The organism is Glutamicibacter sp. NPDC087831, from assembly GCF_044742845.1.
Classification (GTDB): domain Bacteria; phylum Actinomycetota; class Actinomycetes; order Actinomycetales; family Micrococcaceae; genus Glutamicibacter.
In genome coordinates, this window is record NZ_JBIUVH010000003.1 from 213071 (window position 1) to 230912 (window position 17842).

A 17842-nucleotide genomic window follows, 5' to 3' on the forward strand; every position below is an offset into this window, starting at 1 on the left:
CGTGGCGCGCTATCGCTGTTTACCTTCCGTTTTCCTCCACGACTTATGCTGGAATCCATGGAACCACAGCGCATGGCACAGGGCTCGGCCAGGGAAGTCTTCAAGGTCTTCCTGAAGCTCGGCTTGACCTCTTTTGGAGGTCCCATCGCCCACTTGGGATACTTCCGCACCGAACTGGTTGATCGCCGCCGCTGGCTCGATGACCAGCAGTACGCCCAACTGGTCGCATTGAGCCAGTTCCTGCCGGGCCCGGCATCCAGCCAGGTCGGTTTCGGCTTGGGCTTGCACCGGGCCGGAATGCGCGGTGCCCTGGCGGCATTCCTGGCGTTCACCCTGCCCTCTGCGGTGGTGATGGCGGTCTTCGCCTTCGGCGCTTCGCTGTTCAGCGGTCCCATCGGTACCGGGCTGCTGGCCGGCCTGAAAATCGTTGCGGTCGCCATCATCGCCCACGCGGTACTGGGCATGGCAAGGAACCTGGCTCCGGATCGTGCCCGTGCCGCCATTGCGGTTGTCGCCGCCGGATCGGCGCTGCTTTTGGCCGGAAGCTTCGGGCAGGTCCTGGCCATTGCCTTCGGCGCATTGGCAGGATATTTCTGGTGCCGCGGCAAGGATGCCGGAGCAGCGGCGGCTATGCAGTTTCCGGTATCAAGGACCGTGGGCATCAGCTGCCTGTCGCTGTTCGCCATCCTGCTTTTCGGGTTGCCGGTGGCAGCCCTTGCAACGGGCTGGGATCTGCTGGGCTTCATCGATGCGTTCTACCGCTCCGGCGCCCTGGTCTTTGGCGGCGGGCACGTGGTCCTGCCGCTGCTCCAAAGCGCAGTCGTGGATCCCGGGCTGATCAGTTCCCAAGAATTCCTCGCCGGCTACGGCGCGGCCCAGGCCATGCCCGGACCGCTCTTCACCTTCGCCGCGTACCTTGGCGTCCTCGTCGACTCGGGTCCCGGCGGCGCTGCCGGAGCGCTCATCGCCTTGCTTGCCATTTTCCTTCCGGGCTTCCTGCTGCTGCTCGGCGTGCTGCCGTTCTGGAACCGGGTGAGCCACTGGCCTGCCGCCAGGGCCATCATGCATGGCGCCAACGCGGCAGTGGTCGGGGTGCTCGCCGCCGCACTGTACAACCCGGTCTTCACCTCGGCGATTACTTCGGCTCCCGCTTTCGTCCTGGCCTTGCTCTGCTTTGTTTTGCTGACCGCCTGGAAGATGGCCCCATGGATTGTCGTGGCCATCGGTGCGCTCGGGGGAGTGCTGCTGGGCGTGCTGGCTTAGGCAGGCTCGGTGAGCTGCTGGGGCCGGCACCCCGGTGCGCCTCGTGGCGCCCGGGTACCGGACCTCGGCGCAATGCCCCTAGTTCAGGCTCTTGGCTGTGTTGAGCACTGCGATCAGCTCGTCGAACCATTGCGCATAGCTGCTGTAGGTGAACGGACGCTTATCATCCCATTCGACCACCTGGCTGGCCTCTACCGCTGGCAAAGACGCGAAGACGGGATGGTCCTTGACCTGCTGCGCGGTGCCCGAATAGCTCAGCACCACATCGGCAGGGTAATCGGCAACCTTCTCCCAGCTCATTGAAGCCCAGCCGCTGTCCTCGGTCTGGCCGACAATATCGAATCCGAGTTCATCCAGCAGGGCCAGCTGGCCCAGTGATTTCTGGCCGACGTACAGGTCGTCATACCCATTGAGCGCGATGATCCGCAACGGCTGGTCCTTGGCCAAGGCACGCAACTGTTCAAGTTTGGCTTGGTAGTCGGCCTTGGCGGCGGACTGCGACGCAATATCCCCACCCAATGACTTGGCCAATGATTCATAGTCCTCGATGACCTCCAGAACAGGCCGGTTGCCAAATTTGATGCCCAGGAATGGAGCCGTGGCAGTGGCCTCTGCCTGGACCTTGTCATCCCACCAGGTCCAGCCCGTGCCTTCGGCATTGCCGAAGCCCACGATCAGATCCGGGTCGAGGCCAAGCAACTTCTCCAGGCTGAACTCTCCGTCCTGGCCGATGATGGTCATCTCTGCTGGATCCGCACTGCCAAGGGCCAGGCTGCCCGACTCGTCCAAACCGTATCCGAAGACGCCCGAGGGGCGGATGCCGTAGTCCCAGAGTGCCGCAGCCGAATAGGAATCGGTGACCAGCGTTTGCGGTGCGGCATCCATGGAGATGGTTTTTCCATAGCCGGAATCGGTGAAGCTCCACGCTGCGCTGGCTTCGCCGCTTGAAGGGGAAGCGGCCTGGGTGCTCGGGCTGCAGGCGGCCAGGGCCAGGGCTGCGGCCAGCGAAGCTGCGCCGAAAAAGACGCGTCGGGTCATTGGTTGCATGTTCTTTTCCTTCTTAGATGGCCTCGTGGCCCAGCGGGATCACGAGTGGTGTGTGCGAGACGGGATCCTGGATGATGGTGCAGGGCAAGGCGAAAACCTCGCGGATCAGTTCCTCGGTGACAATCTGCGAGGGAGGTCCTGCGGCGACGATTTCACCGGATTTCATCGCGATCAGGTGCGTGGCGTAGCGGCACGCTTGGTTCAAGTCATGGAGCACCGCAACCACCGTATTGCCCTGTTGCTCGTTGAGCCTGCGGCACAGTTCCATGATTTCGATCTGGTGGGAGATGTCCAAGAAGGTGGTCGGTTCATCGAGCAGCAGCAAAGGAGTCTGCTGGGCCAGTACCATAGCGATCCAGACGCGTTGGCGTTGCCCGCCGGATAGTTCGTCGACCAGCCGCCGGGAGAGCCCGGTGGTGCCTGTGGCGTGCATGGCGCTGAGCACTGCTTGCTCGTCCGCGGCAGACCATTGGGAGAACAAGCCTTGGTGCGGGCTGCGGCCGCGGGCGATCAGATCCGCAACGGTGATGCCATCCGGGGCGATGGAGGACTGCGGCAGCAGCCCCAGCCGCTGGGCCACCTGCTTGGCTGGCAGGGACAGGATCGGTTTGCCATCCAGGATGACCTGGCCGGAGGAAGGCTTCAGCACCCTGGACAGGGCGCGCAGCAAGGTCGATTTGCCGCAGGCGTTGGGTCCAATGACGACCGTAAACGAGCCCGGGGGGATGGATAGCGAGAGGTTTTCGGAGATGGCCGATGGCCCGTAGCCCAAGGTGAGCCGGTCGGCGGATAGCTGCGGATGGGTCATGCTCATTGGCGTCGTGCCTCACGAAGTAGTAGCCAGATCAGGTAGACCCCGCCGATGCTGACGGTGACTACGCCAACCGGCAGGGAAGTGTTCTCCAAAACGCGCTGGGCCAGCACATCGCTGGCCAGCAGCAGCACGGCGCCGAGCAATGCCGAGTAAGCCAACGACACGCCTGCGCTGCCCATGATCCGGCGGGCGATTTGCGGAGCAGCTAGCGAGATGAAGGCGATGGGGCCTGCCGCCGCGGTGGCCAGGGCAGTCAACGCCACCCCGATCACCAGCAAGGACAGCTTGCTGGATTCGGTGTTGATGCCCAGCGCCACAGCAGCGTCATCGCCCAATTCCAGCAGGCGCATCCTGCGCGTGCAGGCCATGGCGCCCAGCGCGAGAGGCAACGCGACCGCTGCGGCCGGTGTGGCCTGGTCCCAGCCGATGGCATTCAGCGAGCCGGCACCCCAGATGGCCGCGGACATGGCGTCCTCCAGCTCGCTGCGCAAGATCAGCCAGGTGTTGGCCGAAGCGAGGATCGCGCTGACCGCGATCCCGACGATGATCAGCCGGAATCCCTCAGAGCCGTTCTTAAAGGACAAGGCATACACCACGGCCGCGGTGGCCAAGCCACCAGCCAATGCACCGAGTGCCACCTGGAAATACCCGCCGCCGAAGACCAGCATGACGGCCAGCGCACCGGTATAGGCACCGGTATTGAATCCGATAATGTCTGGAGAACCCAGGGGATTGCGGGTCATGGATTGGAAAATTGCCCCGCTGGCGCCTAGCGCTGCGCCCAATAGCAGTGCCATCAGAACGCGGGGCAGCCGCCATTGCAGCACCACCCGCTGGCTGCTGGCCTCCCCGGCTCCAGCCAGGGTATTGAGCACTTCGCCCAAGCCCAGCGTGTAGTCGCCAGTGGCCAACGCGTAGAGGCCCAGGGCGGCCGCCAATACCGAGAGCAGTGCGGCGAGAAGCAGCTGACGTGGTTGCACGCGCAACCAGATGCGTCCAATGCGCAGTACCCGGTGGCCCGGGCCGAAATCCACAGCACTCATAGTCCGCTAGCCCGCTTGCGCCGAACCAGCCAAATCAGCACCGGAGCGCCAAGCAAGGCCGTGACGACCCCCACCTGCATTTCGCCGGGCGGGACAACGATGCGGCCAAGCACATCGGAAACGAGCAACAGCACCGGGCCGAGGATCATTGAAAAACACAGGATCCATCGCTGATCCGGTCCGACGATCCAACGGCTGATATGCGGGATCATCAAGCCCACGAAGCCGATCGGGCCGGCGGCGGCGGTCGCTGCGCCGCAGAGCAGGGTGACCGCCACGATCACCACTGCGCGGGTCAGGCCGATATTGGTACCCAGCGCGAGGCTGGCCTCATCGCCCAAGGCCAACGTGTTCAGCGAGCGGGTGCACAGCACCGCCAAGACCAGCCCCAGGATAACGAAAGGGGCGATGACGCCCACCATGGGCAGGGTGCGGTTGTTCAAGGTTCCCGCGCCCCAATAGCGCATGCGGTCAAAAGCCTCGGGGTTGAGCAGGGTCATCCCGTTGGAAATTCCTCCCAGCACGGCGCCCAGTGCGACGCCGGACAAGGTCAGCCTGGCCGGTGTCGCTCCACCGCGGCCACGCGATCCAATGAGGTATACCGCGAGGGTGGCCAGCACGGCTCCGGCGAAGGCGAACCAGATGTACTGGGAAATGTGGGTGATGCCGAGGAAAGCCACAGCGAGCACGACGGCGAATCCGGCGCCCGCATTGACCCCGAGGATACCGGGATCTGCCAGCGGATTGCGGGTCAGTGCCTGAATCAATGCGCCGCCAACAGCCAGGGACATTCCTGCCAGGAGCCCAATCGCGGTGCGCGGCAGGCGCAGCTCGTTGATGATCACCAGTGTTTCGGGTGTGCCAATTCCCCATAGCGCCTGCCCGGCAGCCAGCGGCGCAATCGCCTTTGCTCCAACGCCCAAAGACGCGAAGAGGGCGACTGCGAGCAAGCCGAGGCAGAGGGCCAACGCCGCTGACTTCCAAGCATTGCTGGCGGCCAATCCTGCTGATCCATGGGCGGCTTTGGTTTGATCGGACTTGTTGGCGGGTTGATGCGGCGCAAGGAGGGTCATGCGACTTTCCGTAATTAGGGAACACTCACTGAATCGCGAGCACAAAAAGTCACACTACCATGATGTTTTTAGGTTAGGGCAAAATGAGTCACAATAGACGCACCTATTTACAAATTGGTGCTGAATGCGTTCCGACTAGGCGAGATTGATAAAACGCACCGACCCGTCAGCTTCGGCAAGAACCATGAAGGAATCATGATGAGTTGCCAGGTATTCCTCGATGCGAGCCAGCACCGACACCTCGGCCCGGTCGTCCAATGCAGGGCCGGACGAAGCCATCCACGTCACCGCTAGCTCCGGGCGCGCTTTGAGCTGAGCCGCCATCGGCTCGGAAGCCGCCGGGCCAACGATTACCACTGCTCGACGTGTTATCGCCCCCTGAGAGGCAATGGATTTTCCAGAAGAACCGGCTCTGGAATCCTTATCCGAACGCCACAGCGCAAAGTGGTAGCCGGCCACGGCAGCGGTCGCAACCAGCCAGCCCAGCGGGCCGCGAACGGTGTCCAGGAGGGAATCAAGACGAGAATCGGGTTCCAGGTAGAACTCGAAAATCCGGTACCCGAAGACCAGCAGGGAAACCAGCGCGACGACGGAACTGGCTCCGAAGAACAGGACCAAATAGGCGCTGCGCGAGTCTGCCGGGAAGGGCTTCCAGGGCTTGAAGTACCAAAGCCATGCGGCGGCTCCGAAGGCGAGCAAGCCGAGACCATGGCCCAGCAAACCCGCGGAGTAGCCCACCGAGACGCTGGACCCGAGTGCTGCGAAGAGCGCATTGACCACCATGCCCAGCCCGGTAGCCAGCACGGCCAGGCTGACACCGCTCAGCGCCAGGTGCGCTGCGCCAACCACGGCGGCAGGGTGCAGCCCGGAACGCAGCTGGGACTGGTGGTAAATCCAGAGAACCGCGGCCGCCACAATGATGGCCAGCAGGCTTGGACCGCCGTCGAGGAACAGCTCGGTGCGTTCCTGCGCCGTCCATGCCTGCGGCCACACCCAGGAAACCAGCTCGGCGATCGCCAGCAGGAACGCCAACGCCGGTGCGGCCAGGCCCAATACAACCAGCAGGACGCTGTTCAGGAGATTGGACATCTTCTGGACTCTGCGCAGTTTCCAATGCCAGAACCACAGGGCCGAGGAACCTGCCGGCCAGACCAGCGCCATCAGCAGATTCGGCATGCCGGTGGGGCCCACCAGCGTGTTTTCCGGCACGACCAGGATTTCCAACGCGACCGTCAGCGTGGCAACCAGCGAAAGCGCGAAGAGCACCATGCTGAAGTAATTTCCCACGGTGGCCGCCAGCTGGGCGAATTGCCGCGGTGCCGTACGCGATGAAGTGATTTGGCGGTGCTGCCAGGCGCACACCGTGCCCCAGCCCAAGGCCACCGCCAGCGTCGACTGCCATGCACCGTCGCGGGCTGCGGAAACAAGTCCCGCCAGGAACGCCAGCGCGGCGCAGCTGCTGGCAGCCAGGGTGGCAAGGTACGCGGCCGAGGCCTGCAAGGACCAGATGGCTGAGTCGAAGGCCGACGGCCGGGCCAAGCGCTTGCGGATGGAACGCCACAACAGCCAGGCCAAGGGGATTCCAACCAGGGTGAAGGTGAAGGCCATCGCCAGCTGCTCGGTGCTGACCAGCAAGGAATCGAAACCATGGAAGAGCGCGGTAAAGAGCGTAGACAAGCCCGTAGCCGAGACCATCAACAGCACGAACAGCAAGCCGTGGAGGATCACCGGACGCAGCACGCTGCTGCTTTGCACATGGAACGCCGGGGCGGTTGCGGCCATCAGTAACCCATCTCCTCGGCGGTGCACAGGCCGACCTGCCACGGCATGCGGTCAATCAGCCAGGCTCCATCGATCTTGCGCAGCTCGAACGCCTCTTCATATGAGGACAGATTCCCCAAGGGCAGGAATTGGGCGTCGCGGGTATTGAACCTGGTGCGCACGGTAGCACTGGACTCCTCGACGCTGCTGCGCAGCAGCTGCACATCAAGCGGCTGCGGGGCATAGGGTTCGGGAGAGCACAGCGTCCTGGATTGGCCTTCAACGGTGTAGCCCTGCATGGCCGGCAAATCCTCGGCCTCGAAAGCCATCAGATATCTTTGCACGACCCCTTCCGGAGTGTTCTCCCCGTGGACCTCTGGTGCCGAACGCAGCGAAACCACGAGCAATGCGGCTATAACCAAAGCCACAATGGCGGCGGCAAGGGCCAGCAGAACCACCCGCGCCGCCGAAAATTTACTTGTCATTGCATCATTTTGGTCCACATCAGGACAATAATCCAGCGCCTCGGCATCAAGATTTGATGAAGATCTCAGTTACTGTTTTGCGTTCGTGCGGGATAATGGATGGGTGACGACCCTGACTGATGCGCCAACCAACACCCCGACCCTCAAGCTGCCTCCATTGCAGCTGGGCAAGCTGACCATTGATACCCCGGTGGTTCTTGCTCCGATGGCTGGGGTGACCAACCGCGCCTTCCGCCGCCTCTGCCGCGAATATGGCGGCGGGCTGTACGTGACCGAAATGGTGACCGCCCGGGCACTGGTGGAACGCAACCCCGAATCCTTGCGCATCATCTCCCACGATCCCGACGAGGAGATCCGCTCCATCCAGATCTACGGCGTGGACCCCGGCACCGTGCGCGCTGCCGTGCGCATGGTGGTTGACGAAAACCTGGCGGACCACGTTGACCTGAACTTCGGCTGCCCAGTTCCAAAGGTCACCCGCAAGGGCGGCGGCTCGGCCCTGCCCTGGAAGTCGGATCTCTACACCTCCATCATCGAAGCCGCGACCTCAGAGGCCGCCAAGGGCGATATCCCGCTGACCGTGAAGATGCGCATCGGCATCGACAAGGACCACCTGACCTACCTGGAATCAGCGAAAATTGCCCGGGACCACGGTGCGGCCGCAGTCACCTTGCACGCGCGCACCGCCGGCCAGTACTACGCGGGGCACTCCGACTGGGACGCGATCACGACCTTGCGCGAAGCCATGGATGACATGCCGGTGCTGGGCAACGGCGATATCTTCAGTGCCGAGGATGCCATTGAAATGGTTGAGCAGACCGGTGCCGCCGGCGTCATGGTAGGCCGTGGCTGCCAGGGCCGGCCATGGATTTTCGGCGACCTGCAGGCGGCCTTCGAGGGCCGTGAAGACCGTTTCCGCCCGGGCGTGCGCAAGGTCGCCGACACCGTATACCGCCATGGCGAACTGCTGGCCGAATTCTTCGAGGACGAGGGCAAGGGCATGCGCGATATCCGCAAGCACATTGCCTGGTACTTCAAGGGCTACCCGGTAGGCGGCGAAATCCGCTCGCAGCTGGCCCAGGTGCCATCCCTGGCAGTGCTGCGCGAACTGCTGGACCAGCTGGATCTGGACCTGCCGTACCCGGGGGTTGCCGCAGAAGGCACCCGCGGACGTGCGGGCCACCCGAAGAAGACGCACGTCCCCGACGGCTGGCTGGATAACCGCGTGATGAGCGATGCCCACCGCGAAATGATCAAGGCCGCCGAGCTGGATATCTCCGGCGGCTAGCCACCCCGGGATAGCCACGGCTACGCCACTAGTGGATAACTCCTCAATGCCGGCAAAGAGTTACTAGACTAGGAACTATGACTCAGATCCCCGGATATACCGAAGCCGACCAGCAGCGGTGGGTGCCTGAACCAGCGAAGAAGTCCTACCGTACTGCCTTTGAGCGGGACCGTGCCCGCGTGCTGCATTCCTCCGCCTTGCGCCGTTTGAGCGCCAAGACCCAGGTAGTGGCACCGAACCAGAATGACTTCGTGCGCAACCGGCTCACCCACTCATTGGAAGTGGCCCAGGTGGGCCGCGAGCTCGGTGCGGCCCTTGGCTGCGATCCGGATGTCGTCGACACCGCCTGCTTGGCGCACGACCTGGGTCATCCGCCCTTTGGCCACAACGGCGAGAAGGCGCTGGACAAGGCAGCCAAGGACATTGGCGGATTCGAGGGCAATGCCCAGACCTTGCGTTTGCTCACTCGCTTGGAAACCAAGACTTTCCGGCACAACGGGCATTCGGCCGGGTTGAATCTTTCGCGGGCGTCGCTGGATGCAGCGTGCAAGTACCCGTGGCTGAAAACCGATGCGCCAGAGGTCAACGGCAAGAAAACCAAGAAGTTCGGTGTCTACGAGGATGACGCCACCGTCTTCAACTGGTTGCGCAACGTCCCGGAAGCCACCGCCGGAGCAGTCTGCATGGAAGGCCAGGTCATGGACTTGGCTGATGACATTTCCTACTCGGTCCATGACGTGGAAGACGCAATTGTCGGCGGCAAGCTGCAACTGCGTTGGCTCAAGCAGGATTTGCAGCGCGAGCGCGCGTTGCAGGTGACCAAGGACTGGTACTTGCCGACCACTGGGGAGGCCGACATCGACGCGGCGTTGCGCCGCCTGGAAATCAGCGATGAGTGGGTTTCGCATTTTGACGGCTCACGGCGTTCCATGGCGGCGCTGAAGGACATGACCAGCCAATTCATTGGCCGCTTCGCCGCCGCCGCAATGGATGCCACCCGGGCACGCTTCGGGGAAGGCAAGCTCACCCGCTATAACGCGAACCTGATTGTGCCCGAGGAAACCGAGCACGAGATTGCCGTGATGAAGGGCATCGCGGCCAGCTACGTGATGGCTTCGGAAGTGCGCCAGCCGCTCTATCTGGATCAGCGCACGCTGCTGACCGAGCTGGTCGAACTGCTCTGTGAAACGGGCCGGGATAATCTGGAGCCGATCTTCGCAGCTGACTGGGAAGACGCCGCTGATGAAGCGGCCCAGCTGCGTGTGGTGATTGACCAGGTCGCCTCGCTCACTGACGTCTCAGCCACCGAATGGCACTCGTATCTGGTCAAGGGCGAAGCCCCTGACGCAAAGTTGTTCTAGAAGGGAATCATGGCAGGGCTGATCAAGCGTGAAGATATCGACGAGGTGCGTAACCGCACCGACCTCCGTGAGGTCGTCGAATCCTATGTCACGCTCAAATCCGCGGGCATTGGCTCGTTCAAGGGCCTGTGCCCTTTTCACGACGAACGCAGTCCGTCCTTCCATATTCGCCCGCAGCTAGGAACCTTCCACTGCTTTGGCTGTGGCGAGTCCGGCGACGTGATCGCCTTCATCCAGAAAATGGACCACTCCTCGTTCACCGAAACTGTGGAACTTCTGGCTGCCCGGATCAATTACGAGCTTCGCTATGAAGACGGGGGACCGGGACCGCGCCGCGAAGACTACGGCAAGCGCCAGCGCCTGGTCGACGCGCACAAGGTCGCCGAGGAATTCTTCCGCGCGCAGCTGGCTACCGAGGAAGGAGCCGCCGGCCGCGAGTTCCTTGCCGGTCGCGGTTTTGACCAGGAAGTCACAGCCCAATTCTCCGTGGGCTATGCGCCCAAGGGCTGGGATTCGCTGCTCAAGCACCTGCGCTCCAAGGGCTTCGTTGATGATGAGCTGAAGCTGACGGGCATGTTCTCCGAGGGCAATCGCGGAATCTATGACCGATTCCGAGGACGTGTCATGTGGCCGATCCGCGACCTGTCTGGTGCCACCATCGGCTTCGGTGCACGCAAGCTCTACGAGGATGACCAGGGCCCGAAGTATCTGAACACCCCGGAGACCCAGCTCTACAAGAAATCCCAGGTCCTCTATGGCCTGGACCTGGCCAAGAAGCAGATTTCCAAGAGCCGCCAGATCGTTGTGGTGGAAGGCTACACCGACGTGATGGCCTGCCATCTGGCTGGCATCACCACCGCGGTGGCCACCTGCGGTACCGCTTTCGGCACGGACCACATCAAGATTGCCCGTCGCCTGCTGCAGGATGACGGCACCGGTGGCGAAGTCGTCTTCACCTTTGATGGTGACGCCGCAGGCCAGAAGGCCGCGCTGCGCGCCTTCGAAGAAGACCAGCGATTTATTGCCCAGACTTACGTTTGTGTTGAACCAACCGGTGCTGACCCGTGCGACTTGCGTTTGCACCGCGGAGACGAAGCTGTACGCGAGCTCATCGAGCTCAAGCGTCCGCTGTTTGAATTCGCCATCCGTGCCGAATTGAAGAAATTCAATCTGAACACCGTTGAAGGACGTGTCCAGGCCTTGCGCCAGACCGCTCCGATCGTTGCGCAGATCCGCGACTCGGCCATTCGTCCGGCATATGCCCGTGAGCTTGCCGGCTGGCTGGGAATGAATAATGAGGACGTCAACCGCTCGGTGGGCGCCTCCATCAAACGCGCCCGGTTGCCGAAGAACGCCGACCTGCAGACACCACACCCGCAACCGGGGGAGGCTGAACAGGCAATCCCGGCGGCGGCCTTTGAACGCCCGGATCACCGCGACCCGGTGATGCGCCTTGAACGACAGGCCCTGGAAGTGGTGATCCAGCAGCCGCAGCGGTTGAAGGACGAGCAATGGCAGGCGTTCTACGAGGCTCGCTTCCTGGCCCCGGCGCACTCTGCTGTCCACGATGGCGTCGTTGCCGCGTCCAGCGCAGGCGCTTCGGCGACCTCCTGGGTTGAAGTCATTCGCGACGAAGTCCCCGAGCAGTTGCGCAGCTTCGTTTCAGAACTCGCAGTGACCAGCATTCCGGCATCTGACGAACATAGCCTGAACCGCTACTGCGCCGATATCATCAACGGCTTGATTGAGCTTCAAATCACACACCGCAAGGCTGAGCTGATCGGCCGCTTGCAGCGTGCTGAAATGGCACCCGAGGGTGAAGAATATGCCCAGATCAACCGGGAACTGATGGAACTGGAGATGCGCCGGAGGATCCTTCGCGGAACCTAGGATCCCGATTTTGCATTCGCGGGAATCTTGGGTAAAGTTATATCTCGTTGCAATCCTCCATAGCTCAATTGGCAGAGCATTCGACTGTTAATCGAAGGGTTACTGGTTCAAGTCCAGTTGGAGGAGCTTACAAGAAGGTTCCGGCTCGCATTCGCGAGTCGGAACCTTTTATTTTCGCCTGAAACCGGAATTCTGGCACCTAGTCCTGACTAGCCTCGCCAGGAAAAAGCCGAGTTAGGTAGCCGGGGCCAGTTGCTGGACCAGCGGCGGGTTTTTTGCCTAGCGGATTCAGGCAGCCGGGTTCCATAAGCGCCGGGATTCCAGATACCAGAAATACGAGAAAAGGCTGATCTCGAACCATTCGACAATGAATAGGGCCTCCTGGATGCCCGCGGCCAGCAGGATCGGCCAGGCAATCAATCCGATGAGCATCAGCACCAGGATGATTGCGTAGTGCAGCTTCTTGCCTCCGCTGGTGTCCATCGCGCACAGCGGCTTGTGGTCCAGGTGGCTGGCGATGGCGATGCCCATGGAGAAGATCAGCAGGAATGCAGCGCTGGCGTGCACGCCGGCGAACTGCTTGCCTTCAACGGTCCGCCACAGCAGCAGCAGGACAAAGCCGACCAGGAGCAGGGTGCTCAGCAAACCGAGCGCTTTGGTCGCGGTGCTGTGGAACAGCGCGCGGTGCGGAGCGCGGCTAGTCCTGATTCCCAGCCAGATGAATACCGAGCTGACGACGAGAACCGCAATAACCGATACCTGCACGGAGAAGATGAGCCGCCTCTGCTCGCCCAGGTGCAGCTGCGCCAGCGTTTCACCCAGCTTGGTGGGAACCAAGGCGACGAACATGGCGTAGAAGCCGGCCAAATTCAGTGCATAGTCCTCCAGCTCGTCTCCGGTGTAAACCACCAGCAGCACTCCGGTAGTCACCAGCATCGCAACGAACAAGTCCCGTGCTGGACCCAGGTAATAGGAACTCAGGGAGTCTTCAATGCGCTGGTTGGCAATGCCATAGATGACGATGGCAACGACAAGGAGCAGGGGCACCGCGAGCAGCATGAGGCGCACATAGCGCAATGTACTGCGGCCCGGGGAGTGTTCAAGGGAAGTGGCCATAAGTGCATTCTGTAATGAATCACCCAGGTTTTGCCAACGGGCCCGCCTAGCGCAGGAAAATTCCCGGGAGAATCGCAGGCATCGGTCCGCGGGCCAGATGCACCTGCTGGAACACCTGAATGGTGCACGTCAATCGCCCGCACTTGGCTTCCGGAAACTGCAGCTGCCTTGGGCAGCTCGGCTGGAGCCGAATCCGGGACAAGCTAAATTGTCGTAGGCACTGGCATGATTCTTGAAGAGTCAACAAAGACTCTTTTCGACCGAAGTCCTCATCCGCTTGGGCTGATATCCGCCTCGGCGCCAGCGTGGCGCCGTCTTCACTCGAAGGAAGCTTTCATGTCCGTACAAAATCCGGTCGATCCGAACATGGTGCCACCGGCACCGCCTGCCAAGAGCTCAGCTGGCAAGGGCCTGGGCATTGCGGCCCTGGTCGTGGCCATCGTTGCATTGGCCCTGTGCTGGGTACCGATCGTCAACAACTTTGCCGCCGTGCTCGGTTTCATTGCTCTGGTACTGGGCATCGTCTCGCTCATTGTCGCTTCCAAGCGCCGTGGCAGCAAGGGCTTGGGCGTTGCATCGAGCATCATCGCCATCGTAGCCATCGTTCTTGTGTTCGCCACCCAGGCAGCCTATGTGAAGGCGATCGACGAGGTCGCCAACGGCATTGCCGACGCTTCCGACGGCGAAGTGGCGGCACCGGCTGAGATCATCGAGCAAGCCGAAGACGAAACACAGGTATTGGCCTTGGGGCAGGCCGCTGCTGTTGGCGAGTATTCGGTCAATGTCAGTGCGGTGAACCTGGATGCCGGCGCACAGATCGCCAAGGCAAATGAGTTCAACCAGGAGGCCGAAGGCCAGTATGTCCTCGTGGACCTTTCTGTTGTCTACAACGGAGAAGAAGAAGGCGACGCATGGCTGGACCTTAATCCAGAGCTGGTGGGCTCGGATGCAAGCATCTACAGCACCAGCAGCGCGACTGCGATCACCGCCAAGCCGGGCATGGACGTTCCTACCTTGGCCAAGGGCGGGAAGGGAAGCTACCAGGTGGTCTTCGACGTGCCGGCCGAGGCCGTGGCAGATGCGAAAATCCGCATGAGCGAAACGCTCTCGTTCACTGACGACTCGGTGCTCTGGGCTGCGAAGTAGCTCGAATTCGCAGAGGTTCCGCTATCCCATCAGGGGTGGCGGAACCTCTTTTCTTTTGCCCTGGCGGCGAGGAAGCCCGCAGCTCGCGGATTGCGACCACAACATGAACACCGAAAATAGGAAGATCGGAAAAATTTTCAAGGAATTCCCCGCGCTGCCGGACCTCGGAAATACGCGAGAACCCGGGGCGATTCGCTCGCTCTCATTTGCTTCTCATGGACGCGCCATAATCCTCTCACCACCGCCTAATGCGCTCCTCACAAGGGTCTTTTAATGTTCAAAGCATGAATCGCCGCATACTTCTCATCCTCATGGTGTTGGCCGTGCCAGCGGGACTGGCCGGTGCCAGCCAGGCACTTGCCGACAAGGCCAATCCGCCCATCCCGCATCAGCAGCCAATCATTGTCCAGCTCTCACCGGCTCCCGAGCCCGCTGCTGCGCAAGCGCAAGCTGAGGAGCTGATCGCCAATGGCTGATATCCATGAGCACCAGGGATCAACGGTGTCGGCACGGTTGCGCATTGTCGGGTGGATCGTGCTCACTACTGCACTGGCCCTGCTGGCCGTAACGGTTTCGATGCGTTCGATCATGTCCGGCCAAGTAGCCGAAGCTGCCAACGTGGGCATCGCGCAGGAAATCGAGGAGTTCCGGACCTTCGCCGCCGAGGGACTGGACCCGAAGACAGCTCGCCCGTTTTCCTCGATCGGTGAATTGATGGAACGCTATCTGGCCCGCCAGCAGCCGATGGCCGGCGAAGCGATTCTCGCGCAGGCCAATGGACGGGTGCTCACCGCAGGCACCGCAGCCAACCAGGCCGGGACCTGGCTGGCTGATGACCCCGTGCTCCTGGGCCGTATTCTCGATGACGCGAAGACCTCCGGAATCCTGGAGAGTAACCACGGGACGGTTCGCTGGGCGAAGGCCGAGGCCAAGGATGCCTCCGGAGCCAGCGGGGCGGGGCACCAAGCCCATCTGGTCGTCGCGCACTTCATTGGCGGGGCCCAGGAAGAAGCCAACCGGCAGGCAACCATGCTCTTCGGCGTGGCCGCCGGGGGACTGGCCTTGACCGCGGGGATCGCCTGGTTGGCAGCTGGGCAGATCATGCGTCCCATCCGCACCATGAGCGAAACCGCCGCCTCGATTAGCGCCAATGACCTCTCGGCCCGCGTTCCGGTTGAAGGACGCGACGACTTGGCGCAGCTGGCCAGGACACTGAATGCGATGCTTGACCGGGTTGAAGCTTCGCATCTGGCCCAACGCCACTTCATCGCCGAAGCACGAGAGCACCTGGGAAGCCCGCAACGCAAGATGGCAGCTGCCTTGCAGAAGCTCAACGAGGAAGAGGTGCCCCGGAAGCAACGCGGCAGGATCATCAGCACCGCGCAGGCGCACATTTCACTGATGGGGCAGACGCTTGCCGACCTGGAATTGCTGGCGCAAAGCTCGGACCCGGACTTCATCCAGCGCCGAATGGTGCCCGTCGGCGAAGTCACGGCGGACGTTGCCGCGGCAGCCGCCCGCCCGGGCGCCTACCCGGACCGCCGATTCCGCATAGCCGAGTCTGCCAAGGCCCAGGCGTGGCTGGATCCGCTGCGCGTTGCCCAGGCCATGCACCAACTGATCCAAAATGCCGTCGCGCATACCGAGGATGGAGAAAGTATCCGGATCGGTTCTGCCGCAGCAAAGGGCATGGCCAGCTTCTGGGTTGCCAACGATGGACCGGCGTTGGACCCGGACCAGGCCCGTGCCCTGCTGGAAAACTATCGCAGTGCCCCGGAAGCCGGCCAGCAGGGATCCGGCATGGGCTTGGGCTTGGCCGTGGTGAAAGCGGTCGCGCAAGCCCACGGCGGCACGGCCTGGGTGGAATCCGGAAACGGCAACGGAACCAGTTTCGGATTTTCCCTCCCGCAAGCTGATGCCGGACAAGGCATCCGCTGCGAAGAAGAATTCGCCCAATCCATGGCCAGCAGCCTGGGCGGTGAGTCATGAGCATCAAGCCAACCGCGCCACGCTCGGGATTCCGCTACACCGCCCAGCGGTCCACGGACCAAGCCGCGGAACAGGGCAACGCCGGTGCTGCACGAAACCGGTGGAGCAAGCAGAACGCAGCGCGAATCATCGCCGCACTGGTCTTGCTGGCCTTTCTCGGCTGGTGCGCCTACGGAGCCTTCGGCCCAGATGCGGGGACAGTGCGGGCATTGCCAGCCCAAGGGGCCCTGACCCTGGCGGTCTTCGCCTTGGCCATCTGGCTCTGGGTCTTCTCGCCAGTAGGCGATACCTTTATCGCCTTGGGCGCAGCAGTGGTGCTGGTGCTCATGGGCGTGCTGCCCGAAGCCGACCTGTTCTCCTCGCTGGGAGAAGACACCATTTGGCTCTTGCTGGCCGCCTTCGTGATCGCGGCGGGGATCACCGCCACGGGACTGGCTACCCGCGCCGCAGCATGGATAGCCGCAGGGGCGAACACCCCGCGGCAGCTGATCCACCTGACTACCGGCGTGCTGGTGGCTACCGCATTCGCGGTGCCGTCCACTTCCGGGCGCGCGGCCCTGGCCATTCCGGTCTTCATTGCCCTGGCCAAGGCGCTGGCGGATCGCCGCCGCATCGTCCTGGCCCTGTCCCTGGTTTTCCCCTCGGTTATCCTGCTTTCGGCCGTGGCATCCTATCTGGGAGCCGGAGCGCACCTGATCACCAGCCAGATCCTCGCCACCGCGGGCCATGAAGGATTCTCCTTCGCCGGCTGGCTGGTCTACGGATTGCCGCTGGCTTTCGTTTCCTCCCATCTGTGCGCCGAACTGGTGCTGTGGATGTTCACCCGCAAGGGGGACCGCGCAGAACCGCTGGCGGTGGGCATCGAGCGGCTGCAGCAGTATTCGCCGGTGCCGCTCTCGGGCCCGCTCACGGTGGGGCAATCCAGGGCAGCGCTGCTGGTCTCGGCCGTGGTGGTGCTCTGGTGCACCGAGCCCCTGCACCAGCTCCATCCCGCCATCGTGGCCCTGCTTGGTTCATTGCTAGTAGCCAGCCCGGGATACGGCTCTGTAGGCCTGGCCAAGGCATTGAAGGCGGTGCCGTGGTCGATGCTCATCTTCATGGCCGCGACCCTCACCCTGGGCACGGCGCTCGCCGGAAGCGGAGCCGCCGAATGGCTGGCCCGCAAGGTGCTTGGCCCTGTCGAGCAGCTCGGCGCTGCCGCACCCTGGGTCTTCACCGTCCTCGTGGTGGTGGTCTCTGCCGCGGCGCATCTGGTCATCCAGTCCCGTTCGGCTCGCTCAGCGGTGCTGATTCCGCTGGTGGTCTCGCTGGCCCCGGGCGTCGGGGTCAACGCGGTAGCCATTGCCCTGGCTTCCACCGCCGCCGCCGGTTTCTGCCACACCCTGACCAGCAGCGCGAAGCCGGTGAACCTGTTCTCCGAGATCGAGGGCATCGAAACCTATAAGCCGGCAGACCTGCTGCGCCTGAGCGCGGTGCTCGGACCGCTCATGGTCCTGCTGGTCCTGGTCTTCGCCTTCTGGATCTGGCCGGCCATGGGACTGCCGCTGTTCCTCTGAACCACCTCAT

15 protein-coding genes and 1 tRNA gene are annotated in these 17842 nt (G+C 62.6%); 9 read left to right on the top strand and 7 right to left on the bottom strand.

The window, feature by feature from the left end:
• The first annotated feature begins 57 nt into the window (after positions 1-57).
• On the top strand, positions 58-1263 hold the full coding sequence (chrA, locus tag ACIOJF_RS11780; RefSeq protein ID WP_105657205.1) for a chromate efflux transporter: 1206 nt from the start codon (positions 58-60) through the stop codon (positions 1261-1263).
• 78 nt (positions 1264-1341) lie between these two features.
• Here chrA and ACIOJF_RS11785 read toward each other — a convergent pair whose 3' ends face one another.
• The 6 genes from ACIOJF_RS11785 to ACIOJF_RS11810 all read right to left on the bottom strand — a co-directional run bounded on the left by ACIOJF_RS11785 (position 1342) and on the right by ACIOJF_RS11810 (position 7486).
• Entirely contained in the window at positions 1342-2310 is a 969-nt protein-coding gene (locus tag ACIOJF_RS11785) for an ABC transporter substrate-binding protein (protein WP_102598153.1), read from the bottom strand.
• A gap of 13 nt (positions 2311-2323) precedes the next feature.
• A complete protein-coding gene (locus ACIOJF_RS11790; protein ID WP_105657206.1) occupies positions 2324-3124 on the bottom strand; it encodes an ABC transporter ATP-binding protein in 801 nt (266 codons plus the stop codon).
• Complete coding sequence (locus tag ACIOJF_RS11795) at positions 3121-4167, bottom strand: FecCD family ABC transporter permease (protein WP_402735539.1); 1047 nt, start codon at positions 4165-4167, stop codon at positions 3121-3123. Before ACIOJF_RS11795 ends, ACIOJF_RS11790 begins: the two co-directional genes overlap by 4 nt.
• Complete coding sequence (locus tag ACIOJF_RS11800; RefSeq protein ID WP_402741674.1) at positions 4164-5240, bottom strand: FecCD family ABC transporter permease; 1077 nt, start codon at positions 5238-5240, stop codon at positions 4164-4166. The genes ACIOJF_RS11795 and ACIOJF_RS11800 overlap by 4 nt, the downstream gene beginning before the upstream one ends.
• A gap of 135 nt (positions 5241-5375) precedes the next feature.
• Complete coding sequence (locus ACIOJF_RS11805; protein ID WP_402735540.1) at positions 5376-7022, bottom strand: DUF5671 domain-containing protein; 1647 nt, start codon at positions 7020-7022, stop codon at positions 5376-5378.
• A complete protein-coding gene (locus ACIOJF_RS11810) occupies positions 7022-7486 on the bottom strand; it encodes a hypothetical protein (protein ID WP_133833007.1) in 465 nt (154 codons plus the stop codon). The genes ACIOJF_RS11805 and ACIOJF_RS11810 overlap by 1 nt, the downstream gene beginning before the upstream one ends.
• 103 nt (positions 7487-7589) lie before the next feature.
• Between ACIOJF_RS11810 and dusB the strand changes: the two genes are divergently transcribed.
• The 4 genes from dusB (at position 7590) to ACIOJF_RS11830 (ending at position 12151) form a co-directional block, all read left to right on the top strand.
• On the top strand, positions 7590-8774 hold the full coding sequence (gene dusB / locus ACIOJF_RS11815) for a tRNA dihydrouridine synthase DusB (RefSeq protein WP_105657211.1): 1185 nt from the start codon (positions 7590-7592) through the stop codon (positions 8772-8774).
• A gap of 77 nt (positions 8775-8851) precedes the next feature.
• Positions 8852-10135, top strand: a complete 1284-nt coding sequence (locus ACIOJF_RS11820) for a deoxyguanosinetriphosphate triphosphohydrolase (RefSeq protein ID WP_105657212.1) — start codon at positions 8852-8854, stop codon at positions 10133-10135.
• Between the two features lie 9 nt (positions 10136-10144).
• Complete coding sequence (gene dnaG, locus ACIOJF_RS11825) at positions 10145-12025, top strand: DNA primase (RefSeq protein WP_402735541.1); 1881 nt, start codon at positions 10145-10147, stop codon at positions 12023-12025.
• 53 nt (positions 12026-12078) lie between these two features.
• Positions 12079-12151, top strand: a tRNA-Asn gene (locus ACIOJF_RS11830).
• A 162-nt stretch (positions 12152-12313) separates the two neighbouring features.
• On the opposite strand, the gene ACIOJF_RS11835 is transcribed toward ACIOJF_RS11830, so the two are convergent.
• A complete protein-coding gene (locus ACIOJF_RS11835; protein WP_388024002.1) occupies positions 12314-13141 on the bottom strand; it encodes a hypothetical protein in 828 nt (275 codons plus the stop codon).
• Positions 13142-13477: 336 nt separating this feature from the next.
• On the opposite strand from ACIOJF_RS11835, the gene ACIOJF_RS11840 reads away from it, so the two are divergent.
• The 4 genes from ACIOJF_RS11840 to ACIOJF_RS11855 all read left to right on the top strand — a co-directional run bounded on the left by ACIOJF_RS11840 (position 13478) and on the right by ACIOJF_RS11855 (position 17832).
• Positions 13478-14287: a DUF4352 domain-containing protein gene (locus tag ACIOJF_RS11840; RefSeq protein ID WP_166650651.1), complete on the top strand. Its 810-nt coding sequence runs from the start codon at positions 13478-13480 to the stop codon at positions 14285-14287.
• 284 nt (positions 14288-14571) lie between these two features.
• The gene (locus tag ACIOJF_RS11845; RefSeq protein ID WP_133833006.1) at positions 14572-14763 is read left to right on the top strand and encodes a hypothetical protein; all 192 of its coding nucleotides are present in this window, start codon (positions 14572-14574) and stop codon (positions 14761-14763) included.
• Positions 14756-16276 (top strand): ATP-binding protein, encoded by a 1521-nt coding sequence (locus ACIOJF_RS11850; RefSeq protein WP_133833005.1) that lies wholly within the window; start codon positions 14756-14758, stop codon positions 16274-16276. The genes ACIOJF_RS11845 and ACIOJF_RS11850 overlap by 8 nt, the downstream gene beginning before the upstream one ends.
• The gene (locus tag ACIOJF_RS11855) at positions 16273-17832 is read left to right on the top strand and encodes an SLC13 family permease (RefSeq protein ID WP_402735542.1); all 1560 of its coding nucleotides are present in this window, start codon (positions 16273-16275) and stop codon (positions 17830-17832) included. The genes ACIOJF_RS11850 and ACIOJF_RS11855 overlap by 4 nt, the downstream gene beginning before the upstream one ends.
• Positions 17833-17842: the final 10 nt, after the last annotated feature.

Coding starts and splice junctions, on each gene's coding strand:
- chrA (WP_105657205.1), top strand. CDS start 58: ATGGAACCACAGCGCATGGCACAGGGCTCGGCCAGGGAAGTCTTCAAG.
- ACIOJF_RS11785 (WP_102598153.1), bottom strand. CDS start 2,310: ATGCAACCAATGACCCGACGCGTCTTTTTCGGCGCAGCTTCGCTGGCC.
- ACIOJF_RS11790 (WP_105657206.1), bottom strand. CDS start 3,124: ATGAGCATGACCCATCCGCAGCTATCCGCCGACCGGCTCACCTTGGGC.
- ACIOJF_RS11795 (WP_402735539.1), bottom strand. CDS start 4,167: ATGAGTGCTGTGGATTTCGGCCCGGGCCACCGGGTACTGCGCATTGGA.
- ACIOJF_RS11800 (WP_402741674.1), bottom strand. CDS start 5,240: ATGACCCTCCTTGCGCCGCATCAACCCGCCAACAAGTCCGATCAAACC.
- ACIOJF_RS11805 (WP_402735540.1), bottom strand. CDS start 7,022: ATGGCCGCAACCGCCCCGGCGTTCCATGTGCAAAGCAGCAGCGTGCTG.
- ACIOJF_RS11810 (WP_133833007.1), bottom strand. CDS start 7,486: ATGACAAGTAAATTTTCGGCGGCGCGGGTGGTTCTGCTGGCCCTTGCC.
- ACIOJF_RS11820 (WP_105657212.1), top strand. CDS start 8,852: ATGACTCAGATCCCCGGATATACCGAAGCCGACCAGCAGCGGTGGGTG.
- dnaG (WP_402735541.1), top strand. CDS start 10,145: ATGGCAGGGCTGATCAAGCGTGAAGATATCGACGAGGTGCGTAACCGC.
- ACIOJF_RS11835 (WP_388024002.1), bottom strand. CDS start 13,141: ATGGCCACTTCCCTTGAACACTCCCCGGGCCGCAGTACATTGCGCTAT.
- ACIOJF_RS11840 (WP_166650651.1), top strand. CDS start 13,478: ATGTCCGTACAAAATCCGGTCGATCCGAACATGGTGCCACCGGCACCG.
- ACIOJF_RS11845 (WP_133833006.1), top strand. CDS start 14,572: ATGAATCGCCGCATACTTCTCATCCTCATGGTGTTGGCCGTGCCAGCG.
- ACIOJF_RS11850 (WP_133833005.1), top strand. CDS start 14,756: ATGGCTGATATCCATGAGCACCAGGGATCAACGGTGTCGGCACGGTTG.
- ACIOJF_RS11855 (WP_402735542.1), top strand. CDS start 16,273: ATGAGCATCAAGCCAACCGCGCCACGCTCGGGATTCCGCTACACCGCC.